Consider the following 26,014-nt stretch of genomic DNA (forward strand, 5'->3'; position numbering starts at 1 on the left):
TCCGTCACCTCTCCTTCTTCGTCACGGACAGCGCGGCGATCAGTTCGGCCTGCGGATCAGGCGTCACGTCCAGCGCTTCGAGCGGTGCCAGGCGCCGGTCCCGTTCCGCGTGCAGCACCCGCTCGATGTGCGTCGTCACCAGCTCACCGCCCTTGTCCCGGAGCCGCAGCGCGCCCTGTGCCCCGATCCGTTCGGCCAGCCGTTCCCCCGCCGAGCGGGCCCGTCGGCCGCCGAGGAGCGCCGCCGCGAGGAGCGCGGCCACGGTCTCCGCGTCGGGCGCGGCAGGCCGCTCCAGCTCCCGTACCTCCTCCTCGGCCAGTTCCTCCAGCACCCGCCGCCAGCGCCGTACGACCAGGCCGATCCGCTCGCCCGACTCCGGGTCGGGCCCGTCGGGCACGACCGCTTCGGCGGCGGGTTCCTCCCGCCAGACGGCCCGCACCCGTTCGTCGGCGGCGGCCACCGCGCACTGGAGCAGCGCGGTCAGGCTGTCCACCAGCGAGTCCAGGAGTTCGCCGTCCGTGGCGTCCGCCGGGTAGGCGCGCCACCGGGTGAGGGCGTCCCCGGACAGCACGGCCCCCCGCTGGAGCCGCCGCCGCACCCGCTCGCCCTCCTGCTCGTACGCGTCCTCCACGGCCGTGGTCAGCCGGACCGCGGCGGCGTACTGGGCGGCGACCGCACCGGCCAGTTCGGGCATGCGGGCGTTCAGCGAGTCCATGGCCCCGCGCGCGGTCCTGGCCACGGCCTGCTGCCGCGCGGCCGGGTCCAGGGCCCGGTGGGTGAGCCACTCCAGCAGCGGCCCCACGGCGGTGGAGGGCAGCAGTCCGCTTCCCCCGCCCGCCGATTCGGGCAGCTCGGGAATGGTGAAGCGCGGTACGTCGCCGAGTCCGGCCTTCGTCAGCAGCGCCGCGTACTGCCGCGACACCTCGCCGACCACCTGGTGCGGCACCCGGTCCAGGACGGTGACCAGCATCGCGTCGTACTCCTTGGCGGTACGCAGCAGATGCCACGGCACCGCGTCGGCGTACCGCGACGCGGTCGTCACCATCACCCACACGTCCGCGGCGCAGATCAGCTCGGCCGCGAGCACCCGGTTGGCGTCCACCAGCGAGTCGATGTCGGGGGCGTCGAGCAGGGCGAGCCCGACCGGCAGCGACTCGGAGGTCTCCACCCGCAGCACCCCGCTCTCGGCCGGCTCCTCCAGTTCCTCCTCGCAGCGCTCGGGCAGCCACACCCGGGTCAGCTGCGGCAGTACGCGCAGCCCGGCGAACCAGTGGTGGTCGTCGGGGTGGCACACGAGCACCGGCGTACGCGTCGTCGGCCGCAGCACCCCCGCCTCGCTGACCCGGCGCCCCACCAGGGAGTTGACGAGCGTTGACTTGCCCGCCCCGGTGGAACCGCCGATGACGGCGAGCAGCGGGGCTTCGGGGTCCTGGAGCCGGGGCACGAGATAGTCGTCGAGGTGGGCCAGGAGCTCCACCCGCGTCTGCCGGGCGCGGGGCGCCCCTGGCAGCGGGAAGGGGAGGCGCACGGCGGCGACACGGTCGCGCAGGGCGGAAAGTGCGTCAAGCAGCTGGGGCCGTACGTCCAGAGTCACCACATACGAAGAATGCCCAACTATGACCGTTTTTTGAAGCGTATAGACCGTCTCTGCGCGCCGGTATCCCCCCAATCGGGGACAATGCACACCCTGGGACACTTGGGGCGAGTGGGGCGCAGGCATAACGAGTGCACAACACCCGGGGCGCAGGACGCCAAAAGCGCTGCGGGATTCGCACCTGCCTGCGATTATCGGGGTCGCTTCACTGAACCTCCACATCATGCCACGCAGGTGAAGCAGCCGGGCCAAGGCGATCGGAGCCCTATCCTTGTCCCCGGCAACAACCACAAATGGCCACACCGGCCGATCCGGGCCCAGGGCCACCACCCGGCCCCCGTAGCTCAGTGGATAGAGCAGGCGCCTTCTAAGCGCTTGGCCGCAGGTTCGAGTCCTGCCGGGGGCGCACCGCGCACGCACCATCGGGCCCTTCCTCCGGGAAGGGCCTTTGTGCTGCTCAGGGCAGGCTAGCGAGGGGGCCATAGTGGCGGCGTAAGCCCCGGACCGGCCCGCTGAGAGATCGCGGGGCGGTCCGGGGCTGTCCGGCTGTCACCGGGTTTCTGCGGGTGGCCACGGTGAATACACGGTGACGTTTTCCGGGTCCCGTGTCAGCCGTCGCCGTGCGGCAGGTCGCCCCCGGCTGCTTCGATGCGCTTCTTGAGGTCCGGAAGCTGCCCGCTGATGCATCGGGCGTACGTGGACAGCAGGACGGCGACACTGTTGCCCGCCCACTCGGCCACCTGCGCCGGCGGGATTGCGGCGTTGAGCCAGTTGGTCAGGCAGGTGTCCCGGTTGCTGTACACCCGCTTACCCAGTGGGGACTCGAATTCATGGGGTGTCAGAACCTTCTTCCGGGCACCGTTCCAGGCCCGCCGGTAGACCTTCCCGGAGAGCAGCCCGCCCTTCTCGCCGGGGAACAGCAGGTCGCCGGGCTTGAGCTTCTCCGCCTTGATGTACTCCCGCAGAATGCGCGTCAGAGCCGGACGGACGGGAACGGATCGCGTGTCGCCGTCCGCCCGCCCCTTCAGCCCTCTCCTCGTGGACTTCACCCTTGTCGGTCCAGTTCTTGCCGATCTCCGGTTGCGCCGTGTGGACCTGCAGTTCGCCCCACTGGTCTTCGGCTCCCTCATCGGGAAGCCACAAGTCTTGGACGTACAGGGCGACGGCTTCCTCTGGCCGCGGTCCGGTGTAGTACAGCGTCGCGAAGAACGCGTGCAGCCGCTGGCCGCCGCGGAGCCGCTTCCAAATGTGGTCCATCAGGGCCGCAGCGTGCACCGGACCTCGGCATCCCCGCGACCGCCGAGCCCATCCCCGTAGAAGACCTCCCCACGCGCCTGAACGAAGCCCTGCTCATCGTGTCCGCAACGGAACAATTCCTGACGACGGCCGAAGAGGCGGCCACCTGGTCGTCCTCCACGGCTACGAGACCGCCCCCGACCCAGTCATCCACTTCCGAGACCCATCGGCCTGGGGCCAGACCCACGACCGTATCCCTCTCAGCCGCCTGGCCCCTTCGTACACCGGCCGCGCGATCACCTTCGCGCCCCTGAACAGCGGAGACCCTCGATGACCGAAGCTGACGACAAAATCCCCGACCCTAACAGCGGTCGGACGATCGCCATACTCACCGAAATGCTGGAACTGGGCGACGAAACCCTCGAAGCCCACCGCGAGGTCGGGCGCATGGCAGGCCAGTACGGGATCGACATGCTTGTCGGGGTCGGCGGTGACCTCATCAAGCAGACCGCCCTGTACGCGGGCGCAGCCGGCGTCCCCGACATCGTGCTGGTCGCCGACAACGACACCGCAGCGGCCTACCTTGACTCCATCCTCCGCCCAGGCGACAAGGTCATCGTGAAGGCCTCACGCTCGGGACAGCTCTGGCAGGTCGCTCAGCGGCTCACTGGGCAGCCGGTCACCGGTTTCTGAGACCCACTCGCTGGCCAACGGAATGCTCCCCTGAGTCATCTCATGCACCACCAATTCCTCCATCGCCTGTCCTTCTTTGGCTACGGCAAATGACAGGTCGTGCAGGGCAGCAGCACGCGTGGCGAAATCCCGTCTGACCTCATCGGTCGGCCAGGGAATCTTGTGCCGGGAGAAGTCCTTGCGCCGCATGGCCCGGGCTTGTTGACCCTGGGCTAGGGCCGTCAATTCCCGCCTCTGGTGTCGCAACGAATGCAACAACCACATCCGGTCGGCCTCGGACTCCGTGTGAATCGCCAGCGTTCGCCGACCTGGGACCACAAGGGTGGTAGTCAGCACAGTCCGTACTTCACCACGGCGAGGCGCGACCAAGAGGCTGCCGGACGGGCACACAGCCTCCGGCTGTGCCACGGTGCGCGAAGTCGTCGTATCCAGGTGAACAGTCCGGCAGTTCAGCACTTCGTGGGGAGACACCCACGGCATGGTCAGTTGCTCGCTGTCCGGAGGAGTGAGCGCCACGCCGGTGGTGATCCGGCCCACCTCGCCCACTGCGCGCTCGGCGGTCGGACGCCGTCCGCATGTCTTCAGTGCGTCGATGAAGTACGCATCCGCCAGTTCCGTCGCAAGTGCCGCAACCCGAATGTTCAACACATTCTTGTGCTCCGCCAGAGAGATCAATGCAAGCAGTCGCTCCCGCACTGGCTCTGGAGGCACCGGAACCTGAAGTCGATTGAGCGCCTGCAGAGGCAGAGTCGCGTGCTCGGAGTTCGATGAGGAAAGCGTGAGGTAGCTGCGGCTCTGTTGGGTCTTGAGCCACCATCGAAGCCACAGATTCCATTTCTGGGCACGCGATTCAGGTTTCCAGCGGACAACTGCGACCGACCTGGCGACATTCCACCCTTGGTGTTCCTCCGCTGCTACTGCCGTTTCTCCAACGCGCCCTACGAGCACCACAAGGAGATCCCCAGGCCTGAGCGTGCTGCGCGGGTGCCGTTGAGCCAATTTGAGAGGGACGAAGGTGAGCTCCCGGGCATGCACGGTTCCCTCGAAGACCTCTGTGGCACCGATCATGGGCACTCCGTCGGGAACCTTCTCGGGTCGCGCAATGCCGTACGCGGTGTGCTCGATTCCAGGAAAATCCTTCAGCTCAACAACGGGCCACGGGACTGAGAGGTCATGGGGTTCTGTGGTCATGCCTGCCTTCCAGCGCATCACGGACCTGGCGCCTGGCTGCTGCGCTACGGTCCATGCGCTCATACAACTCACGCTGCCAGTTCTGCCCGCCGACTCCTGAATTCAACTTCGCGGTACTCCGCTGCTGTACGTAGCGCGCAGGAGTCAAATCGAAGCCCGCACGGGCGATTTCCTCACGGCTCGCCGCACGGCACCAAGGCACGATGCCGGGGGCATCCCCACCCTCATGCTGCCGGTCTCCCTGCCACACACGGAAGATCCCCAGAAGGTGCTCGATCGACTCCTGGTCGAACCCGCGTCGCGTACCGTCCTTCCATGTCGGCAGTTTGCCCGCATCCGCAAAGAGGACTTGATCGGCGTTCGGCCGCGCCTCGTGCGTGAGTAGCCACAGCGCCGTACTCGTGCTGGTGTGTGGAAAGAGCCATGCCGGCAAGGCCACGATGCCTACCACCAGTCCGCTTTCCAGCATCGCCCGCCGGATCAGCCCATCAGAACGATTACTGCTGTGCGCTGCCCCTGAGGAGAGCAGAACGACGGCCCGCCCCTGCGGTGTGAGGTCGGCAAGGATGTGCTGGACCCAGGCGAAGTTCGCATTGCCCGGCCGTGGCACACCCAGGCTCCATCGCTCATCCTCCTTCAGCTCACCATGCCCCCAATCCCGCATATTCACAGGAGGGTTGGTGAGGATCACATCAGCCCGGTCTGGTGACCTGCCTGCCCGGAGAGTGTCAGCGCTGCCCTTGCCGAGATCGGCATGAAATCCATGCAGTGCCAAGTTGACGGCCGCGGCATAACGCGCCATCGGGCGGATGTCCGCCCCGGACAGGCCCACTTCGCCGCCTCGGGTGCGGGCCCAGTGGGCAGCGGCGCGCAGCAGCCGTCCGCTCCCGCACGCCGGGTCCCGCACGGTCTCCCCTGCGCGGGGAGCGGCCAAGCCGGTCATGAGGTACGCCAGGGAATCCGACGTGAAGTAGTCACCACCGCGCGAATAGCGTGTCGAATACAAGTCGAGCAGCACGTCGAGCAGGCCCACGCCCTGCTCCAACTGCCGTACTTCCAGGATCAGCTCATGAAGAGCCGCGTCCATCGACGCGAAGGGACGGCTCACGCCTTCGTCACGGACCGCGGGGAGCTCATAGGCGCGGGCGACAGGTGTGCGCGGCCAGGCCACGCTGAGCATCTCACCAGCGGACCGCGAGCTTGGCCACCATGGGTGGCCCGTCGTCCCACCCGATCCAGAGTTGGGCCGGCAGTGGAGGTAGACCACTTGGAAGGCCAGTCGATACGCCGTATCGGCGTCTGTCGTACGTCGCAGCCGCTCAAGGGCTTGCAGCACACGTCGGTACTTCAGCTGCCCCGGCCCGCTCGCCCGCTTCCCCTGGGTCACGACGACTTCAGCCAGGTGACGGCAGCCAGACCGATCAGCACGGCCGCCCCACAGGCCCCGCCGCCGTACTTGACGGCCGTGACGACATTCTTCGAACCCGCGAACTCGATAATGCCGGCCATGAAACCCACCACGACAGCCGCCAGGACGACCACAACCAACAGCAGCGCTCTCTGCGACATGCCGCAACTCCCTCAGACGTCTCTACCGTTCAGCGGACCGTTCCGCGGACACGAACTTAACGGCCGGGCGCAGCCCACGTCGCGCAGCATGAGATTTTGCTCTTACTGAGGACGGGGCAGAGCCGACGACGCGGGTAGTTCGTTGAACCCGGCGGTAAAAATCAAGGAGTCTGCCGGTGGGGACCATGCCGAGCTGGTCCTGGAGTTCGGGAGGCGAGTCGTTCTGGGGTCGGGCCCGCCACCAGCGGTACGGGGTGATGGCGGGCCCGAAGCCCTCGCTGTACGGCAGCCGTACGGCGGCTACGCCTTCGGCGCCCACTCCTGAGCAAAGGTCTCCATCTGCTTGAGGACCAGGTCGATGGCCTCGCGCTCCTCCTCGGGCGGGTAGTCAAAGCGGGCCAGGACACGGCGGATGCGGGAGCGGAGCTTGGCGCGGACGGGTTCGCGGGAAAGCCAGTCGACGGAGAGGTTCTTCTTAATGTCCGCGACGAGGGTGCGGGCGATCTTGGCGAGGAGTTCGTCTCCGCCCGCCATCAGCTCGGCGAGGTCGCGGTGCGCGAGAGCGTCGTAGAAGGCGAGTTCGGCGTGGTTGAGGGGTGGGTCGAAGCGTTCGCCGCGGCTGGCTTCGGCGATGACGTCGCCGGCCATCGCAGCGAGTTCGGCGATCACCTGGGCGCTGGTCAGTTGCTGGAGCATGTAGCGCTTCATCAGGTCGTCGAGGCGTTCGGCGAAGGACTCCTGGCGGACGATGTTGTTCTTGGTGACCTCGCGCATCTTCTCCTTGATCATGCGGCGCAGGGCTTCGGCGACCAGGTGCGGGGTCTCGGAGTTCTCCATCCTGCGCAGGACGGCCTCGTTGAGGCGGGTGATGTCCAGGCGGCCGATGCCGGCTTCCTCGTACAGGTCAGTGATCTCGTCGGCGTCGACGACGGAGGCCGCGAGCTGTTCGAGGTAGAGGCGGACTTCGGCGGTCAGCGGCTGGCCATCGGCATCGCGGTTGGCGGCGTCGAGTTTGACCATCCAGGCACGGACCTCGCTGAAGAAGGCGATGTCGCGACGCCAGTCGTCCATGTCCTCGCAGCGCTCGGTGATCTCGCGGCTCATGGAGCACAGCCGGTAGAACCGGTCCAGGCGGGCCGCGGACTCCTTGAAGCGGGTGGAGAGCGGCTTGTTCGGGGGCTCGACGGTGTTGCCGGGGGTGAGGGGGTCGCGCAGGTAGTTGGACACCCAGCGCAGGGCGCGGATACGGGAGTCGGGGCGGGAGGTGTCGGCGAGCCGGGCTTCCCAGTGAGTGGGGCGCAGGAGGTCGCGGATGGTGGACAGCTCGTTCTTGACCTCGGTGATGGCGCGCTCGATGTCCGCACCGAGGGTCTTGTCCATCTTGTCGGTTTCGGAGTACTCGCCGAGGGCCTTCGTGAGGTTCTCGGTGAGCGGGGCGTAACCGACGAGCAGCCCGTCCTCCTTGCCGCGGAAGCGGCGGTTGACGCGGGCGAGGGCCTGCATCAGGTTCGCGCCCTGCATGGGGCGGTCCATGTAGAGGGTGTGAATGGGCGGGGCGTCGTAGCCGGTGAGCAGCATCGAGTGGACGATGAGCAGCTGGAGTTCGTCGTCGGGGTTCTTGGCGCGGGCCTGGACGACCTTCTGCTGAGACTTGCGCAGGGCGTGCACGCGCAGGTGCTCGGGATCTTCGCGGTCACCGTGGAAGACGATCTTCATGACGCCCTTGTCGACCTCGCTGCTCGCCCACTCCGGGCGGAGGGCGGCAAGGGCATCGTAGAGGCGTACGCAGATTTCGCGGGTGGCGCAGACGACCATGGCCTTGCCGGGGCCGCCGATCTGGGGGCGCATCAGGTCACGGCGCTGTTCCCAGTGGGTGATGAGGTCGTCAGCGAGGGTGGCTATGCGGTCGGGGGCGCCGTAGACGGTAGTCATGGTCGCGGCGTACTGGACCGCTCGGCGTCGTTCCGCGTCATCCATGCCCTCGGTGAGGGTGTTGGCCTGAGCGTCGATGGCATCGGGGTCGACGCCGGGCGGAAGCGAGACGTCGATGACGCGGGGCTCGTGGTAGACGCGGACGGTGGCCTCGTCGTCGACGGCTCGCTTGAGGTCGTAGATGTCGATGTAGTCGCCGAAGATCGCCGTGGTGTTGGCGTCCGCCTTCGAGAGCGGGGTGCCGGTAAAGGCGATGAGGGTCGCGTACGGGAGGGCGTCGCGCAGGTGGCGGGCGTAGCCGTCGAGGGTGTCGTAGTGGGAGCGGTGGGCCTCGTCGACGACGACCAGGATGTTGCGGCGGTCGGAGAGGAGGGGGTGGGCGTGGCCGGCGTCCTTCTCCTCCTTGCTGAGGCCGAACTTCTGCAGGGTGGTGAAGTAGATCCCGCCGACGCGGTTGTTCGTCAGCTTGTCGCGCAATTCCTCGCGGGTGGCCATCTGGTGGGGGGTCTGGCCGAGGAGGGTCTCGCTGTCCTGGAAGGTGCCGTAGAGCTGGTCGTCGAGGTCGTTGCGGTCGGTGATGACGACGATGGTGGGGTTGTTGAGGGCGGGGTGGCGGGATACGAGGGCGGAGGTCTCCACCATCTCCTCGGACTTGCCCGCACCCTGGGTGTGCCAGACCACGCCGGCCTGGCCGTTGGAGCGGGAGGCCTCGACGATGGCGTCGACGGCCTTGGTGACGGCGTAGTACTGGTGGGGCTTGGCGATGCGCTTGCCGCCGCCGCTGTTGCCCTTGCCGGGGACGAAGTTGACGAAGCTCTCGGCGAGGGAGAGGAAGCGCGACTGAGTGAACAGGCCGTGGAGGGCGAGGTTCAGGGCTTCGAGGCCGTCGTAGTCGGGGGCGGCTGTGTCGACGCGCTTCCCGTTCTCGTCGACGTTCCAGGGGGCGAAGTGCTCGTACGGGGTGAAGATCGTGCCGTACTTCGCGGTGATGCCGTCCGATACGAGGGCCAGGACGTTGTAGCGGAAGGCGAGGGGGAACTCCGCGAGGTAGGTGCGGAGTTGGGCGTGTGCGCCCTTGAGCGAGGCGTCCTTGTCGGCGGCGGACTTCAGCTCGATCACGGCCAGCGGCAGGCCGTTGACGTAGAGGACGACGTCGAGGCGGCGGTGGAGGTCGCCGTCGTGGAGGGTGACCTGATTGACGGCGCGGTAGGTGTTGGCGTCGGGGTCGGTGAAATCGACAAGGCGGACGGTGGGGGTCTGCTCTGCGCCGAGGGCGTCGGTGTAGGTGAGGCGGATGCCGGAGACCAGGTTGGCGTGCGCCTGCTTGTTCTCCGGGTAGGCCTCGGCGGAGGCGGGGTCGGTGGCGATACGGAGCGCGTCGCGTACGGCGGTCGGGGGCAGGTCGGGGTTCAGCCGCTCGATGGCGAGGCGCAGTTCGTCGTAGATGATCGGGTCGTCCCAGTCGCGGCGGTGGCCGGAGTTGGGGGCGATCGACTTGCCCTCGGCCGGCTCCCAGGCGAGCTGGGCGAGCTCGTCCAGGGCGAGGTTCTCCCAGGCGGACTCGGTCATCTTGCCGTCGCGCTTGGCGCTGTCATTGGCCTCGATGCTGGTCATACGGTGTCCTCCACGATTGCCTCGGCATCCTTGATGCGCAGCTTGCCCGACATGAGTTGGGGGAGCAGGGTGTCGCGTAGGGCGGCGAGACTGAGCGTTTCTTGCTCAGCGGCCAAGGCCCGCTCCCAGAGCGGTCGAAGTTGGGCATCCAACTGCTGCCGCATTTCAGGGCTCGGGGTAAATACCGGCTCATCCAAATGGCGGCGCTGGATATGCCCCATCGTGGTTGCCTTGTCAGCGGCGATCGCACGGAATTGCGCCAACTTCAGCTGGACTAGCTGATGAGCCAGCCACATCGGAGTTTCCCTCTTGGGCACGACCTTGAAAATGTGCTGGTTGATCACAGCTTCCGGGCGATACCACCTTGCAGCCGTCAAAGAACCCGACCAAGCGAAGAGGACATCACCAGGACGCGCCAGATGCTTTTCTGGAACATTGATATCGTTATACACCGTCGATGAACCAGGACCCGAGTTAATTTCGGCGATACGGATCACCATACGCCCAGTTCCCGTTGCATCCTTGGTGAACGCACGACCATTAATGAACTCTGCCGCGCCTGAGAGCGGCTGTTCAGAGAACTCATCCGGAACTGCGGCAAGCGCACCGTCATATGAAGAAGACAGCAATGCATCCGCCGTGACCGCGATGCGCTCGTTGACCTCGATCTTATCGTCCAGCGCCCCAAGGACTCCTGCGATAGCTTCCTGCTCGACACGCTCAGGGATGCAGACGTGAAACGCCTTCGCCTCGGGGTAGTAGACGGTCTGATGCGTGGTTCCGTGCGCAAATCGCCGCACGGACTCCTGCTCGGACACCAGAATATAATGGAGATATTTCGAGAAGAGGCTTGGCCCGCAAACCCAGTTCACGAAATCCTGACTGGTTGCCATCGGGACGCCCATGGTGATGACGTACCCGACAGATGCCGTTCGGGACAAACAAACCGTATCTGCGGGGAGGATCCGCGCTGAAGAATTAGCAATCCCCTCTTCCGTTACGCTCTGCAGCGTGGTTGTGATTGTTCGACCGTGGTTACCAGTCGCATCCTTGATGCCGATCCAAGGGATTTCTCCGTCCCAGTATTCTGGCTTTCGACGACTCGGCGTGTGTCCACTTTCGAGTCTGGCAATACTGGAGAGTGGGGTCCAAGAAAACCCCGGCGCGGAGGGGGTCATCGGGTTTCCAACGCTGAGCGCCCAGCGACCCGGGATAACCCCAGTCGTAGCCTCGCGCCCTCCCGTGGAAGTTTCGACCTTAGCCACCGATCCTCCCGAGCTGCTCGCAGACCACCACGTCGAGCCGAGCCGACTCTTCGAAGTGAGCGAAGAGTTCCTTCGTCAGGCGGGCGATGCGCTCGTCCACCGGTTCGGCGTCCGGGTCTTCCTCGATCTCGGTCGCGCCGACGTAGCGGCCGGGGGTGAGGACGTAGTCGTGCTTGGCGATCTCGTCGAGCTTCGCGGTGTAGCAGAAACCGGCGACGTCCTCATACGAAAGACCCTTGTCACGGGCGGACTTGGTGCCCCGCCAGGCGTGGTAGGTGTCGGAGATCTTCTCCAGGTCGGCCTCGGTGAGGACACGCTCGGTGCGGTCGATCATCGTGCCCATGTTGCGGGCATCGATGAAGAGGACTTCGCTGCGGCGGTCGTCCAGGGCCTTCGCGCCCTGGGGCGTCTTGTCCTTGGTCAGGAACCACAGGCAGGCCGGGATTGCCGTGGTGCGGAAGAGGTTGCCCGGCAGGGCAACCATGCAGGCGATCAGGTCGGCGTCGACCATTGCGGCGCGGATCTCCCCCTCGCCGGACTGCTTGCTGCTCATCGAGCCGTTGGACAGGACCACACCCGCCGAGCCACGGTCTCCGAGCTTGGAGACGATGTGCTGGAGCCAGGCGTAGTTGGCATTGGACTGCGGCGGGGTGCCGTAGCGCCAGCGCGGGTCCTCTGTCTTCCGTGCCCAATCGGACATGTTGAAGGGCGGGTTGGCCATGACGAAGTCGGCCTTGAGGTCGGGCAGCTTATCGTCGGCGAAGGTGTCGGCCCAGCGTTCGCCGACGCCCTTGGGGTCCATGCCGTGGACGGCGAGGTTCATCTTGGCCAGGCGCCAGGTGCGCTCGTTGGCTTCCTGGCCGTAGACGGCGATGTCGTGGCTGTGGTCCACGCCGCGCCGCCGGGCGACGAACTTCGCCGACTGCACGAACATGCCGCCCGAACCGCAGGCCGGGTCGTACACCCGCCCCTTGTACGGTTCCAGGACCTCCACCAGCAGCTTCACCACGCTCGCCGGGGTATAGAACTCACCGGCCCGCTTGCCCTCAGCCCTCGCGAACCGCTCCAAAAAATACTCGTAGACCTCGCCGAGCACGTCCTGTGCGGGGCGGTCGCCGTGGCCGGTGAAACGGGCGTCGGAAATGAGGTCGACGAGTTCCTTCAGACGCTTCTGGTCGACGTTTTCCTTGTTGAAGATCTTAGGGAGGACGGTGTTGAGGGCCTTGTTTTCCTTCATCAACTCGTCCATCGCGGCATCCAGGAGGCTGCCGACACCGCCCTTGGCGCTGGCGGCGTTCTCGGAGATGTAGTCCCAACGGGCCTTCTCCGGAACCCAGAAGACGTTCCCGTTGGTGTACTCGTCCTTCTCTTCGAGGAACGCTGCACGCCGGTGCTCGGGAATCTCCGCGAGCTCGGGGTCGGCCGCCAGCTGGGCGCGGCGTTCGATGAAGGCGTCGGAGACGTACTTGAGGAAGACCAGGCCCAGGACGAACTCCTTGTACTGGGCGGCATCCATGGACCCGCGGAGCTTGTCCGCGGCCTTCCACAGGATGTCCTGGATCTCCTTGGTGCTGGAGACGCCGGGCAGTTCGCCCTGTCCAGCTGCGGCTCGCTTGCGCGGAGGCATCGTTCCTTCTTCCATGTCGATGGTCATCGGTCGGGGGTTTCACCAATGGCGGGGCCGATGGTGAGAGTGCCGTCGGCCAGGCCGGCGACGGTCAGCAGCTTCGCTTCGGCCAGAGCATCGGCCTGGGCGCGCAGCAGTTGTTCGCGGCGTTCGGCCTCGGCCATCAGGGCATCGAAGCGTATGACGTCCGACGGGCTGAGGTCTGGCAGTTGGTAGTCCTCGATGCGGCGGGAGGGGCGTACTGCTCCGGGGCTGCGGCCCGTGCCGCGTGCGGCTCCCAGCAGGGCGGCCAGGACGCGCGGGGTCAGGGGGTGTTCGGCGTCGGGGTTGACGCGCAGTATGCGGGCGGGGAACGCGGCGATGCCGTAGCCGTCCGGGTCGACGTACAGGCCGAGTTCAGGCGCCAGGGTGTAGATCAGGTCGCCGGGGCGGGTGAGAGCCGTCTGCTCGTACTTATCGGCCAGTACAAGGCGGTCGATGCGCCGCTCCCCCACCGTGGCGCGCCCGGTGACTTCCTCGGGGCCGAGGACCACGTGGCCGCCTTCGGCACTCACGTGCTTCGCGTCGAGGCGGTGTCCCCTGACCCGGGTCACCCGTCCCTGACTGATGAGTTTGCCCAGGGTCGTACGGGCGGGCCGTGGGCCGGTTCGGTGCTGGACGTTGCCGCGATAGGGGCCGGTGGCGTCCTCGTACGACCGAGCCTGGGTACCGGCCCGCTCCAACTGGGCTTCTGCTTCGGCGATCAGTGCGGGGCGTTCGGTCACCCTGCGCGCCAGGATCTGAGAGGCGGGTGGGGCCGGTGGCATGAGCGGACCGCGGAATGCCTGGCCCAAGCTGTCCAGGGTGACCGCGCGCCCGTAGCGCGGGTCATGGCCGTCCAGGCGGCGCAGTCCCTCGGCGCGCCAGAGCAGAACGTCCTCGACCAGGTGGGCACGTACCGTCGCGGTCAGTTCCTCTGCCGCGACGTCGACGAGCAGGACGTAACCCTCGGCCTCACGGACCGGGGTACGGGTGAGCACCCACAGAGCGGGGCGGTACCCGGGCCGGTAGGGCAGCAGGCCGCCCGGCAGGGCGATGACGGCCTCCACGATGCCCTCGCGCAGGAGGCCCGTGCGGAACTGCGCCGCCTCCGCGTCAGAGAGAGTGTCCACCAGCGCGGCGGCAGGGCCAAGGACAAGAGCGGTGCAACCCGGGCCGAGGAGATCCGCGATGTACCCGACGCCCTCCAGAGTGGCGAGGGCGGACCTCTCTTCGCCCGGCTGGTAAGGGAGTTGAGTGATGACCAGGTCCGGGTCGGAGAGGCCCTCTTCTATCCGGGTTCCGGTCTGGACATCGAGTTCCATCTCTTCGATGCCGGCCAGCAGAAGACGGCGGCGGGCGATGCGAGCCAGCCGCTCGTCCCTCTCCGCGGCCAAGGCGGTGAGGCACTCAGGAGTCTCGGATTCACGGATCAGGGAAGCGAGCAAGTCGCCGGTTCGGGCATGCGGGTCGGCGAGCGTGACTGGTCCATCGCGCTCGATACGGTCTGGGAGATCGGCAAGCTGCGCGAGCAGTTTGTGCAGTTCGGGCGCCAGGGCGTCGGCGGTCAGGTCGGGCAGGCGCAGGCGGGAGCGTGCGGCGAGCAGCCATTCGTACGCGCCGCGCTCTCCGTAGACTGCCTCGGTCATGTCTTCGGCCAGCCGGGCCAGCTCCGCGATCTCGGCACCGGCGCCCCGTACCTCGCGCAGGACGAATTCGTCCTCGGAGTCCATCCGTTCGGCTCGGTGCAACAGGGATGCTCGTACGTCCTCGGAAGTCGTCTGCCGCTCCGGACCGTCAGCGGCAAGGGGCTTCTCGTCGAGGTGGCGCAGGCACAGCAGTGCACCGAGGGTCTCGACGGTGCGCAGCGGGTCGGTGCGGTCGGCATGCGCGGTGATGCCATGCAGGACGAGGTCCGCGCGCAGGTCTTCCGGGGCCGATTTGCCCAGACCCGCGGCGATCAGCCAGTCGGCGACCTGCTCCCCGTCGAACAAGGGCTGCCCTGCGACCTGGGTCACCGGCGGGGGAAAGTCCGCGTACCGGCGCTTCCAGTTACTGACGACCGGGCGCTGGACCTTCGCCAGTGCGGCGATCTCAGGCATCGAGAGCAGTGCGGCAGCAGGCGGCTGCGGGGAGGGGGTGAGCGGGGTCGCCGTGCTGTCAGCCATGAGGCTCATCTCCTCTCTGCAGGAACATAAGGTGGTGGTTGTCCGTATTTGTCACGTAGACCTCTGCCGCTTCGGGATTCGCCTCACTCTAGACCTGAGCAGCGCTCTTATACCAACGAATGTTTGATAACGAGGGTTATCAAACATTCGTTGGCTTCTTCTCTGGCATGGCTGTCACTCTCGAATCGCACCCGCCCAGCAGCACGACGGGCATCGCGGATCGCGACGGTGCCCCACCGTCCCCGTGCACCACGCCGAGAGGAACCACACGATGACCCTCACCATGCCGACCGGCACCATCGAAGGCATCCAGCTCACCGCCACCCCGTTCCGCCCCGACGCGGCGATCGGGACGATGGGCCTGACGACGATGCTCCAGCTCGTCCCCAACCCGAAGAAGGAAGAGGACAAGCGCGCACTGAAGTACGCCACCGGAGCCGTCCGTCGGCACGCTGAGCTTCGCGCCCTGGTCCAGCGCACCCTGACCACGCAGAAAGACCGCAACGTCATCGACTACGCCGCCTACATCGCGGCCGGTGTCAATGGCGAACACGGTGCTGCCTGGTCCCTGCCGCCCGTCACCCTGTGGCTGGACGGTCGCCCCGGCGCGATCGGCGAGGAACTGATCCCGGGTAGCGGCATCCGTACGCTCACTGTGATCCCTGGCTCCCCGGTCGTCGCCATCGACGGCGAGACCCAGGTCACCGCCTGGCACACCCTCTACGACGAGCCCGAGCGCTTCGGCGTCACCTACGAGCGTCTGGCGCAGGTCCGTATCCCCTTCGAGCTGTACTTCGGCCTCAGCGTCGAGGACGCCCGGCAGATCTTCTACGACCGCAACGTCGAGGGCGTCCCCGTCGCGAAGAACCTCGCCATGTCCATGGACCAGCGCGATATCGGCACGCAGCTCGCCCACCGCATGGCCGCGGCCGTGAAGGTCGAGCACGACGGGAAGATCGTCCCCTTCACCAAGCTCGTCCAGACCCGCAAGCGCCAGCTGACCCGGACCGACCCGGAACTGGTCACGCTCTCCGCCCTGCGCGTCCTGGTGATCACCGCCCTGCACGGTCGTGGCGGGCTCGGCCTGTCCTCCTCCACCGTGCACGCCGACGACCTGCCCAAGGGCGTAAGCATTGAGCAGGCCGAGCGCGAGCTGGTCCCGCTGCTGTCCGCGCTGGTCTCCCGCCTCTACCCGAACTTCGCCGCCCGCGACGCCGTCTCTGCCCCGGCCGTCCTGGCCGGCCTCGGCATCGCCGCCCACCAGGCCACCAGCTGGGTCACCGCCGGCCAGCGCCTGAGCGCCGAGGAGCTGCACGGGCTCCTGGAACCGGTCCGCTTCGAGCGCGAGGCCCGCTACTGGGACGGCGTCGCCGCCAGCGCGAATGCCACCGGGACCCTCAACTTCGGCGGCGGTGCCAAGGACTCCGGTGGTCGCGTCGCCGACGCCTTCCTCGGCCCGGACACCGAGTACGGGCGCAAGATCCGCGGCTGGTAAGCCTACGTCGGGGGCCGGTCCACCCGGCCCCCGACGCCCCTCCACAGCTGTGCCGCCTTCACTGACCGTTCAGTGGACCATCGCCCGTCCGCCACGTCGGCACGGCGGGCGAAACTCCAACTCCTCCCCCGCTCCGCCTGCCTCCGGCGTCGACCGCCATCACAACCGCCCCGCGTGTCTCATCGCCATTGACGATCAGTCATCACATACGGAACGCTTCCTGCCGCGGCAGGGGAAGCCGCGATTCCCGAGGAGGGACCAAGGCCTTGGAGCCGACAGAAGAGCAGCAAGCCGCCCGTGACGTCTTCGTCAACGGCAACGACCTCGCCCTGGTGGCCGGAGCGGGAACCGGCAAGACCTCCACTCTGACCTTGATGGGCGCCTCCACCCGGAAGCGGGGCCTGTACGTGGCCTTCAACCGGTCCATCGCCGACGAAGCCGCCCGGAAGTTCGGGCGGAACGTGGAGTGCCGAACCGCCCATTCGCTGGCGTTCCGGGCGGTCGGAGGCGCGTACCGGGAACGTCTGAACGTCTCGGCGCGCATCCCCGCCCGGGAGACCGCCCGGCTCCTCGGCATCACCCGGATCCTGCCCATCGGTGCCCAGCGCATCACCGTCAACCACCAGGCCCGCCTGGTGATGGGGATGATCCGGAAGTTCTGCTACTCCACCGACCGGCAGGTCGTGGCCCGCCACGCCGAGTGGGTCAACGGGCTCGACTCCTCCGGTCAGGACTACCTCGCACGTCACCTCCTGCCGTACGCCCATCAGGCCTGGGACGACATCTGCTCTCCCACCGGCAAGCTCCGCTTCGAGCACGACCACTACATGAAGGTGTGGGCGCTGGGCCGTCCCGTCCTCGCCGCCGACTTCGTCCTGCTGGACGAGGCCCAGGACACCAACCCGGTCCTGGAGGAGGTGTTCCTCGCGCAGGACGCCCAGCGCGTCTGTGTCGGTGACCCGGCCCAGCAGATTTATGGGTGGCGCAGCGCCCGGGACGTGATGACCGGGTTCCCCGCCGAGCAGCTTCACCTGACCCGGTCCTTCCGCTTCGGTCCGAAGATCGCGCACGTGGCCAACCGGTGGCTCCATCACGCCGAATCCGAGATGCAGTTGACCGGTTGCAGCCCCGACAGAGGCCGGGTGGAGAAGCTGTACCACTCCGACGCGGTGCTGTGCCGGGGCAACGGCGACGCGATGCAGGAGGTCTTCGCCTTCCTCGAAGCCGGAGTTCCGGTTGCGCTCGCAGGTGGCGGCAACGCGCTCCTCGGGATCGCGAAGGCCGCACGCGATCTCCAGTCGGGCCGCCGGACCAGCCATCGCGAGCTATTCCTGTTCTCCGACTGGGGCGAGGTGCAGGACTACGTCGAGCACGACACCGCCGGCCAGGATCTGCGGGCGACCGTGCAGCTCATCGACGCCCACGGTCCGGACAAGATCGAGCAGGCGGTCAACCGGCTCTCGCACGAGGACCAGGCCCGGGTCGTGGTCTCCACCGCGCACAAGGCCAAGGGCCGAGAATGGGCGAGCGTACGCATCTCCGGCGGGTTCAGCGCGCCCTCCGTGAACGACAACGGCGTACAGAATTCGCTCAGCACCGCCGAAGCCCGCCTCATCTACGTCGCGGTCAGCCGGGCCCGCCAGGCCCTCGACCCTGAGGGCGTCGCGTGGATCGACGAGTACGAACGGGCCCTCGCGCAGTCGCAGCGTGTCCCCACCCCGCGCGAAATGATCAACCTCAGCCTGACCGGCCAGCTCCGGTACGACTCCTCGCCCGTCTCCCGGTTCATGGCCGAGCACCTCCCCCTCAGCCAGAACGTCGTACGCGACTACCTCAGCCGGATCACCTCGCTTCCCCACCCCGTCCAGCCCGTCGACGTCCGCTACCCCAACTGGTCCGCGCTCGGGCACGCCATCGACTACCGCCTCCGGCTCTCCTTCGGCAGCAGCCTCGGCTCCGCCGTCACCCATGGGGTCTTCGCCCTCGGCACCGACATTCCCCTGCGCGGCGAACCGGACGGAGCCCGCTCTGCCCTCCACGAAGCGGGCCGCGAACTCCTCAAGACCATCGCCGCCAATCTCGCCACCCCGGGCTTCCTGCCCGAGGACGACATCGTCCGGCTGTGTTTCGTCGCCGGATTCTTCGAGGACATCATGCGCACCGGCGAAATCCGCCGCTACAGCATGCTCGCCGACGCCACAGCCGACACCCGGCTCACCGACCTCACCGCCGCCGTCCCCGCGTACGTACTCGACGACATCAAGCGCCAACTGCACCTCTCCGCGGAACCCCTGGCCCCTTTCCGCGCGCTTCCCGCCCCGACCAAGACCTGCGGACCGGTCTTCGCCGGAAGCGCCGACATCGGCGGCGCCGACGCCGACTTCGTACTCGACGGCCTGCTCCTCGACTGCAAGGCCGCCAAGAACCCCCGAACACTGGGCCGCGACGAGATCCACCAGCTCGCCGGATACCTCCTGCTCGACTACGACGACGTCCTCGGCATCAACCAGGTCGGCCTCTACCTCTCACGACAAGGCGGCCTCATCACCTGGCGTACCGACGACTTCCTCAAACTGCTCGGCTCCCCGCTCGCCCTACCCGACCTCCGGGCCGCCCTCCGCACGCACCTCCGCGGCGCAGCAACGGGCCCTTGACCCCCACACGAACCTGACACGGAACACCTCTGGCCGAGTCTCGCCCTACCCGTGCAGTTCCCTTCCTGGTCCTCTGGAGGAGAGGGAGACCGCAGGCGGTCCGCTGAGGGGGCGGCTGCGGCCGGTCGCCCATCGGGGGTGGGGTACGGGTGGGTACGTCATCACGGTGGGAGGGCCCACGGGGCGGCCCCGAGGCAGCCGCCGACTGGGGCCGGATCAGCGGGCGCCTGTCACGCTGGCGGGCGGAACAACCGGACGCCCCGGCGAAGCTGGACCGGATCGCCGAGGACTACCTGGAGGCACTGCACCGGACCTTGCGCGAAGATCCGTCCGCCTTCGGTCTTCACGATGCGGCGTGCGCGGCGGGTGAGCGCTTGGCGGTGGTGATGGACGCGTTGCCGACGCCGGGCGGCGTGGAAGGTGATCCGGAAGGCCCGGGCTCTCCGGGGCCGCCGGATTTCTTGGCCTCCCCGGGCTTCTCGGACTCCTCCGAGGCCGGAGGCGACGACTTCGTCTCCCGTTTCACCGCAGCCGTCGGCAGCGAAGGCGGCACGCTCACCGACGCAGCAGTACGGCGGGCCGCAGCAGCAGTCGCGGACCGCATCAGGCGCAAGCACCCCGAGGCGCTCGCGCCCGGCGGAAGCGGCTGGTCCGGCGATCTGCTCTGCCTCCTCTACCAGTGGTTCTTCGCGGGAGTCGTGGCCGAGTTCCTGCGGATGGTCATCGCGGAGAAGGTCAAGCTGATGGTTCCGGTCCTGCCCCTGGTCGACTCGGAGGACCGGATAGCTGGCTGGGTCGCGAAGCAGGTCCTGCGTCTGCTTCCGAGTCCGTGTGAGGAGGCCGAACGGCTCGCGGAAGCGGCGGAGCAGGAGGAAGGGGAGGCTTCGGCCCTGGAAGAGCCGCTACTCGCCACCCTCGGTCAGGTCGCGCGCGGCTTGGTCCCCCGCGCGGTCGGCACCGCACTGGGACTGCTCACAGAACCCGGCTCCAGCACAGGCCCGCACCCCCCTGCTGACGAGGAGGCACCGGCCGCATGACCACCACTCCCACTTCCGCCGCCTTCGCTTCCACCACCCCCACTCCCACCACCGCCCTCACTTCCTACTTCTGGCTCCCGCGGCCGAAGGCCCCCTCGCCCGGCCCCCAGTGGCAACCCCTGAGCGACAACCTTTACTGGGAGTCCGCCAAACGCGCCCCTGACCAGCGCCCCCTCTTCGCCCCCATCCCTGACTGGGCCGACGATCTTGAACGCGTCGCACGTGCCGTCTTCGCCGCGGACCGCTGCACCTCCAGGGACGCGGAGTTCGACCGCTGGACCCGCCGCCTCCGCCTCTCGGTACCGGTCACCGAGCCGGACGCCTGGCGCCGGGCCCTCCCCCACCTCTCCGCGCTGCTCACGACGCTGACGGGCGACCGCTGGGAACTGGAGTTCCGCCCGATCGGCACCGACTGCCCGGACAAGAACCAGCCGCTGCCTCTGGCCCCTGAGGGATACGCCGGCGAAGTCGCCCTCTTTTCCGGCGGCCTCGACTCCCTGGGCTGGCTGGCCCAACGCTCCGCCGCTTCCGACCCACGCACGCTGCTCCTGGTTTCGTTCCCCGAGGGGAATCTGGGGCGAATGCAGAAGGCGGTGTACGAAGCGGTGGAGCGCCGGAGCAAGCGCCCTCTGCGCCTCATCGAACTGAGCCAGAACGTGCGCAGGCCGAAGGGGTTCACGAAAAGGATGGACCGGACCACGCGTTCACGCGGCCTGCTCTACACGGCCACCGCAGTCTCCGCAGCAGCCGCCGAGCAGGTCCCCGTCGTCCACCTCCCCGAGAACGGCCAGCTCGCCCTTAACCCGCCCCTGTCCGCCGCCCGTTCCGGCGCATGCTCCACCCGCTCCGTACACCCGTGGACACTGCACCACCTCAACCGTGTCATCGCCGAGATCGCGAACCCACCGGAGTCGGCGGTACGGATCGTCAACCCCTTCGCTTCCCTCACCAAAGGCGAGGTGTGCAAGGCGGCCCAGGACACCGACCTGCCACAGAGTGTCCTGGAATCCACCGTCAGCTGCGGCGCATCCCCCGTCCACCGACCAGGCCCCGTCAACATCCCCCACTGCGGCCTCTGCTTCCCCTGCCTGGTCCGCCGCTCCGGCCTCCTACACGTGTACGGCGAGGACGGCACCCAGTACGCCGCACACCCGTGGAACACCTCTCTCCCCCCGGACCTCACCAAGCACTGGCGCGCGCTGCAACGCTGGCTGGAGAAACCGTTCACAGTGCTCGACCTGATCGCGGACACCCCCCTGCCGCCCGACGCAAAGCCCGCGGAAATGCTAGAGGTTGTGGAGAGGGGCAGGGAAGAACTGCGAGCACTTGTCTCCTACGCACGAACCCATCGACACACAGCCTGAACTAACTTCCCCCACCGGACCGTTGAGGGTACGCAAGTGACACAGGAGCGGTCCGGACGATGCTCCACGCCCGTCACCACCGGCCGATGTCACCCATCGGGCCGATATGCGCCCACGCCGTCTTGCTCGGCCCGTTGAGCTCGCCCACGCCCCGGGGGCGCTCGGGGTGCATCGGTCGTCGTCGACGGATGGTTATGGCTGGTGGCCGTGTCGGGCGGCTTACCGCGTCAGCCGGACGACCACCTCCACCACCAGCCACCCTCACCCCCGACCACCGGTTTCACCGATTCCCAAGCTCCGAGTCCCCCGCCGATGGCCCCACTTCACGCAACGGTCGACAGAACACTGTCGGGCGCGTCAGCCGACACCGGTCTTCGCCAGATGGGCCGACATCTTCACGACCAGGGAATCGCCGGGGGAAACGGGCGATGACGGGGCACGACCAGCCCCTGCGTGTGGCTCCTGCCGGGGGCGCACAGCGCACGCACCATCAGGCCCTCCCTTCGGGGAGGGCCTTTGTGCTGCTCAGGGCAGGCTAGCGAGGGGGCCATAGCGGCGGCGTAAGCCCGCGGCCCGGCGGCGTGGGGCCGTGGTCAGCCGGTGGCGAGGTCTTCCGGGGTGGGCTCCGGCAGGTGTTCGTCCCAGACCGCGGCCCACGCGAGCGCGGAGCGGAGGCCGTCGGTGAGGGTGCGTTCGGCGCGCCAGCCGAGCAGGCGTTCCGCCCTGTCCGTGCGGGTGAACGCGCCCGGTGCGTCGCCGGGGCGGGGCGGGACCACGACGGACCTGAGGGGCGTGTCGGCGACCTGGTTGAAGGCGGCCAGCAGTTCGAAGACCGTGGTGCCGGTGCCGGTGCCGAGGTTGATCACGGTGGAGCGGGTGCCGGAGGGCAGCGCCCGGTCGAACTGCCGGAGGGCCGCGACGTGGGCCGCGGCCAGGTCCCAGACGTGGAGGTAGTCGCGGATGCCGGAGCCGTCGCGGGTCGGGAAGCCGTCGCCCGCGACCCGGAAGGCCGACCCGGTCTCGTACGCCTCGATCAGTTTGCCCACCACCTGGCGGGTCCTCGGGAGCTGGGTCCCGGTGCGCAACTGCGGGTCGGCGCCCAGGGGGTTGAAGTAGCGCAGCGAGAGGGTCCGCAGCGGGGTCACCCTGGAGATGTCCCCCATGATGTCCTCGCAGATCGCCTTGGAGCGTGCGTACGGGCTCTTCGGGTCGACGTCCGACTCCTCGTCGACGGTGAAGTCGGCGCCCGCGCGGTAGACCGAGGCGGAGGAGCTGAAGATCAGCCGCTCGCAGCCGTTGCGCAGGAGGTGCGAGAGGAATTCGAGGGTTTTGGTGACGTTGGAACGGTAGTAGCCGACGGGGTCGTCGACCGAGTCGGGGACCACGATGAGTGCCGCGCAGTGAATTACCGCGTGGATGTCCGGGTGGTCGGCGTAGATGCGGTCGACGAGTTCGCCGTCGGCGATGTCGCCTTCGTAGAAGATGCGGCCGGTGGTGAATTCGCGCCGTCCGGTCACCAGGTTGTCGAGGACGACCGGCGTGATTCCGGAATCGAGGCAGTACGACGCGACGCTGCTGCCGATATAGCCGGCGCCGCCCGAGATCAGGACCTTCATGTGGCCGCCCTTCATGGGGTGTTCAGGTGAGGGAGATAGAGGTGAGGGAGGTGGGGGTGAGGGAGGTGGGGGTGCCGGTGGTGGAGTTCACCGAGAGGCGTACGAGGGGGTGCAGGCCGTACGTGGCGCCGGTGCGGCGGTCCGGTCTGCGGGTGTGCAGCATTCCGGCGTCGACCAGCGCCTCCAGCAGCCGTTCGGCCTCCGCACGGGGTACGACGAGTGCCCTGGCGGCGCCCTCCGTGTCGACCTCCGGGGCGTCGAGCAGGGCGAGGCGGTCCAGGGCCGCGGCCGTGTCGGGGGCCAGGCCGTCCCTGGCCGAGCGCAGGCGGGCCCCGACGTCGAGATCCCCGAAGCGCAGTACGTCGAGGCGGCGGCCGGGGTCCGCGAGGCGGTGGGCGAGCAACTCCGGCTGCCAGTACGGACGGCAGGCGATGCGGGTGCCCACCACGCGGATGGCCAGCGGGAGGCCGGCGCAGTGGGCGAGTACGGCGCGGGCCTCCTCCTCCACTCCCGCGATCCGGGCCTCGCCCGCGGTCGCCGCGAGGAGTTCCAGCGCGGCGCTCTCGCCCAGCGGCTCCAGCACCGTGATGCGGGCTCCGGCGACGGAGGGCAGCGGCGTCCGCGAGGTCACCATCACCGCGGCCTGGGGGGTGTTGGGCAGGAGCGGCGCGAGCTGCGTGTCCGAGGCCACGTCGTCCAGGACCACGAGCAGCCTGCGGCCTGCGAGGGCCTGGCGGTAGCGGCTGGTCAGGGCGGTCGGACCGAGCCCCTGGAGCTCCCGGTCGGGGTGGCCGAGGGCGCGGAGCAGCACCGTGAGCACCTCTTCGGGCGACCTGGCGCTGCCGTCGTCGGCACGCAGCCGGGCGAACAGCTGGCCGTCCGGGAAGTGCCCCCGGGCGGCGTGGGCCGCGCGCACCGCGAGGGCGGTCTTGCCCACGCCCGGCATGCCCAGGATCACGGTGCGCCTCGGCCGCCAGGCGCCGTCGACCGGGGTGCGGTCGCAGGTCAGCTCCTCGTGGATCAGCGAGTGCTGGACCTCGCGCCCGGTGAAGTCGGCGATGTCGGGGGGCAGCATCAGCGGCACGGCCGCCGTCCGGGTGTCCGCGCCGCGGACCCGGTCGTCGAGCACGGACTGGTACACCGCGTTGAGGGTCTCGCCGGGGTCGACGCCCAGCTCCTCGACGAGGAGCCGGCGCCCCTGTTCGTACAGGCGCAGCGACTCGCCCTTGCGGCCGGTGCCCGCCAGTGCGGTCATCAGCTGTCCGCGCAGGCGTTCGCGCAGCGGGAACTCGCGGACCAGGCCGGTCAGTTCCGCGACGAGCTGCTGGTGCGTGCCGCGTTCGAGGTCCGCGGCGATCCGGTTTTCGAGGGTGGTCAGGCGGCTCTCCACGAGGCGGGGCGCCTCCGCGTCCGCGAGCTGCTCCGTGACGTTGGCGAGCGGCGGCCCGTGCCACTGGGAGAGGGCCTCGCGCAGCAGCAGGCTCGCCGTGCCCGCGTCGCCCTCGGCGAGTGCCTCGCAGCCTGCGGTGTTCACCCGCTCGTACGCGTCGACGTCGAAGGAACTCCCGCCGATGTCAAGGGCGTAGCCCGGAGACACCCGGGTGAGGGAGACCGGGTCGCCGAGTAACCGGCGGATCCGGGAGACATGGGTGTAGAGCTGGGCGCTCACCGTCGCGGGCGGATCCCATCCCCACAGCAGAAGGCTGAGTTTCCGGTCCGACACCACTTCGCCGCGTGCGAGCAACAATGCGGCGAGCACCGTCCGTTGTTTTACACCGGACAGAAGAATGCGTCGCCCTTCGTGGCGCGCCTCGACCCGGCCGAGAATTCGGAATTCCATGAAGTCCCCTCCCCCTATTCATGCCTCCCTGCTTTTCGAATCACGGTGGAAGCTAACACGGGCAACTGCCGGGCCGGGGCTGCCGATTCCGGCGTTCCTGACCGAAGGGCCAACTTCTGGGCGCCTCCGGGGAGTTGGCTGCGATGGAGGGTCTGCGCCGGGGGAGCTCGGGTTGTCCCGCTGGCGGGACAACGGGACGGCGCACGGACACCGTACGAACGCCGTACGGACGCCGTACGGGCATGGACCGGGTGCTCGAACAGAGGGAATCATCTGTTCGAGTGGACCGTTGACGCAGGTGTCCTACCGCCACGGTCCGGGTCCACTGACGCACGTCCCGCACCACCGCAACCATCCACGGGGGATTGGCATGTCGGATTCACGACAGCGCATGCACACCACTTCACCGAAAACCGCTTCACCAGGATCCGCTTCACCCGACCCGCAGACGCCTGACCAGCAGACGCCCGACTCGCAGATGCACGACTCGCAGATGCACGACTCGCAGACTCCCGCCCGGCGGACCGCCGCCCCGCAGGAGCCCGTCGCCGAAGGCACCGCCCTTCAGCTGCCGCCCTCCATTCCCCTGGAGGAGTGGCAGGACATCGGCAGGAAGATCTTCGGCGCCGCCGACTCCACCTCCTGGTGGCTGGGCGACTGGCTGGCGTACGGGCGTTCCACCTACCCGGACCGCTACCGGCGCGCGGTGGAGGAGACGCTGCTCGACTACCAGACGCTCCGCAACTACGCCTGGGTCTCCCGGCGTTACGCACCGCGCCGGCGCAGGGCCACGCTGAGCTTCCAGCACCACGCGGAGCTGGCCAGCCTCCCCGAGGCCGAGCAGGAGTACTGGATGGACCGGGCCGAGCGGCTCAACTGGTCCAAGAGCTTCCTGCGCAACAGGGTGAGGGCCGCCCGGCAGGGCGAGGAGCCCGCTGCCGTCGAGGCCCGGGTGGACATCCATCTGAACCTGCCGCAGGAGCGGCGGACGCGCTGGGGCCAGGCCGCCTCGGCCGCCGAACAGGACCTCCAGTCCTGGGCGATGTCCATGCTCGACAGCGCCGCGGCACACATCCTGCGGCGGGGCGAGGCCGCGTAAAG

The 26,014-nt window shown here is 68.2% G+C and carries 17 protein-coding genes and 1 tRNA gene; 7 read left to right on the forward strand and 11 right to left on the reverse strand.

The window, feature by feature from the left end; all coding sequences use genetic code 11:
- Positions 1–4 precede the first annotated feature (4 nt).
- On the reverse strand, positions 5–1,588 hold the full coding sequence (locus tag ACH4SP_RS20840; RefSeq protein ID WP_398417211.1) for a dynamin family protein: 1,584 nt from the start codon (positions 1,586–1,588) through the stop codon (positions 5–7).
- Between the two features lie 339 nt (positions 1,589–1,927).
- On the opposite strand from ACH4SP_RS20840, the gene ACH4SP_RS20845 reads away from it, so the two are divergent.
- Positions 1,928–2,000 (forward strand) — tRNA-Arg (locus tag ACH4SP_RS20845).
- A 202-nt stretch (positions 2,001–2,202) separates the two neighbouring features.
- On the opposite strand, the gene ACH4SP_RS20850 is transcribed toward ACH4SP_RS20845, so the two are convergent.
- Entirely contained in the window at positions 2,203–2,643 is a 441-nt protein-coding gene (locus tag ACH4SP_RS20850) for a hypothetical protein (protein ID WP_398416978.1), read from the reverse strand.
- 517 nt (positions 2,644–3,160) lie between these two features.
- Here ACH4SP_RS20850 and ACH4SP_RS20855 point away from each other — a divergent pair.
- A complete protein-coding gene (locus tag ACH4SP_RS20855; RefSeq protein WP_398416979.1) occupies positions 3,161–3,523 on the forward strand; it encodes a glutamate ligase domain-containing protein in 363 nt (120 codons plus the stop codon).
- Here ACH4SP_RS20855 and ACH4SP_RS20860 read toward each other — a convergent pair.
- The 7 genes from ACH4SP_RS20860 to ACH4SP_RS20890 all read right to left on the reverse strand — a co-directional run bounded on the left by ACH4SP_RS20860 (position 3,458) and on the right by ACH4SP_RS20890 (position 14,907).
- On the reverse strand, positions 3,458–4,714 hold the full coding sequence (locus ACH4SP_RS20860; RefSeq protein ID WP_398416980.1) for a hypothetical protein: 1,257 nt from the start codon (positions 4,712–4,714) through the stop codon (positions 3,458–3,460). The genes ACH4SP_RS20855 and ACH4SP_RS20860 overlap by 66 nt on opposite strands.
- Positions 4,695–5,894 (reverse strand): N-6 DNA methylase, encoded by a 1,200-nt coding sequence (locus ACH4SP_RS20865; protein ID WP_398416981.1) that lies wholly within the window; start codon positions 5,892–5,894, stop codon positions 4,695–4,697. The genes ACH4SP_RS20860 and ACH4SP_RS20865 overlap by 20 nt, the downstream gene beginning before the upstream one ends.
- A gap of 203 nt (positions 5,895–6,097) precedes the next feature.
- Complete coding sequence (locus ACH4SP_RS20870; RefSeq protein WP_398416982.1) at positions 6,098–6,283, reverse strand: hypothetical protein; 186 nt, start codon at positions 6,281–6,283, stop codon at positions 6,098–6,100.
- 300 nt (positions 6,284–6,583) lie between these two features.
- Positions 6,584–9,829 (reverse strand): type I restriction endonuclease subunit R, encoded by a 3,246-nt coding sequence (locus tag ACH4SP_RS20875; protein ID WP_398416983.1) that lies wholly within the window; start codon positions 9,827–9,829, stop codon positions 6,584–6,586.
- Positions 9,826–11,007 (reverse strand): restriction endonuclease subunit S, encoded by a 1,182-nt coding sequence (locus ACH4SP_RS20880; RefSeq protein ID WP_398416984.1) that lies wholly within the window; start codon positions 11,005–11,007, stop codon positions 9,826–9,828. The genes ACH4SP_RS20875 and ACH4SP_RS20880 overlap by 4 nt, the downstream gene beginning before the upstream one ends.
- 79 nt (positions 11,008–11,086) lie before the next feature.
- Complete coding sequence (locus ACH4SP_RS20885; RefSeq protein WP_398417212.1) at positions 11,087–12,721, reverse strand: type I restriction-modification system subunit M; 1,635 nt, start codon at positions 12,719–12,721, stop codon at positions 11,087–11,089.
- Positions 12,722–12,744: 23 nt separating this feature from the next.
- Complete coding sequence (locus ACH4SP_RS20890; protein WP_398416985.1) at positions 12,745–14,907, reverse strand: hypothetical protein; 2,163 nt, start codon at positions 14,905–14,907, stop codon at positions 12,745–12,747.
- A gap of 271 nt (positions 14,908–15,178) precedes the next feature.
- On the opposite strand from ACH4SP_RS20890, the gene ACH4SP_RS20895 reads away from it, so the two are divergent.
- The 4 genes from ACH4SP_RS20895 to ACH4SP_RS20910 all read left to right on the forward strand — a co-directional run bounded on the left by ACH4SP_RS20895 (position 15,179) and on the right by ACH4SP_RS20910 (position 21,457).
- Positions 15,179–16,402, forward strand: coding sequence for a DNA sulfur modification protein DndB (locus ACH4SP_RS20895; protein WP_398416986.1), 1,224 nt, complete (start codon positions 15,179–15,181; stop codon positions 16,400–16,402).
- Positions 16,403–16,668: 266 nt separating this feature from the next.
- Entirely contained in the window at positions 16,669–19,056 is a 2,388-nt protein-coding gene (locus ACH4SP_RS20900; RefSeq protein WP_398416987.1) for a UvrD-helicase domain-containing protein, read from the forward strand.
- Between the two features lie 149 nt (positions 19,057–19,205).
- Positions 19,206–20,093 (forward strand): hypothetical protein, encoded by an 888-nt coding sequence (locus ACH4SP_RS20905; RefSeq protein WP_398416988.1) that lies wholly within the window; start codon positions 19,206–19,208, stop codon positions 20,091–20,093.
- Entirely contained in the window at positions 20,090–21,457 is a 1,368-nt protein-coding gene (locus ACH4SP_RS20910; RefSeq protein ID WP_398416989.1) for a 7-cyano-7-deazaguanine synthase, read from the forward strand. The genes ACH4SP_RS20905 and ACH4SP_RS20910 overlap by 4 nt, the downstream gene beginning before the upstream one ends.
- Before the next feature lie 593 nt (positions 21,458–22,050).
- Here ACH4SP_RS20910 and galE read toward each other — a convergent pair.
- A complete protein-coding gene (gene galE, locus ACH4SP_RS20915; RefSeq protein ID WP_398416990.1) occupies positions 22,051–23,073 on the reverse strand; it encodes a UDP-glucose 4-epimerase GalE in 1,023 nt (340 codons plus the stop codon).
- A gap of 22 nt (positions 23,074–23,095) precedes the next feature.
- The gene (locus tag ACH4SP_RS20920) at positions 23,096–24,913 is read right to left on the reverse strand and encodes a BTAD domain-containing putative transcriptional regulator (protein ID WP_398416991.1); all 1,818 of its coding nucleotides are present in this window, start codon (positions 24,911–24,913) and stop codon (positions 23,096–23,098) included.
- 493 nt (positions 24,914–25,406) lie between these two features.
- Between ACH4SP_RS20920 and ACH4SP_RS20925 the strand changes: the two genes are divergently transcribed.
- Positions 25,407–26,012 carry an LmbU family transcriptional regulator gene (locus tag ACH4SP_RS20925; RefSeq protein WP_398416992.1) on the forward strand — a complete coding sequence of 202 codons (606 nt, stop codon included), beginning with the start codon at positions 25,407–25,409 and terminating at the stop codon, positions 26,010–26,012.
- Positions 26,013–26,014 lie beyond the last annotated feature (2 nt).

The sequence above is a fragment of the Streptomyces sp. NPDC021093 genome (assembly GCF_044333135.1).
GTDB lineage: Bacteria > Actinomycetota > Actinomycetes > Streptomycetales > Streptomycetaceae > Streptomyces.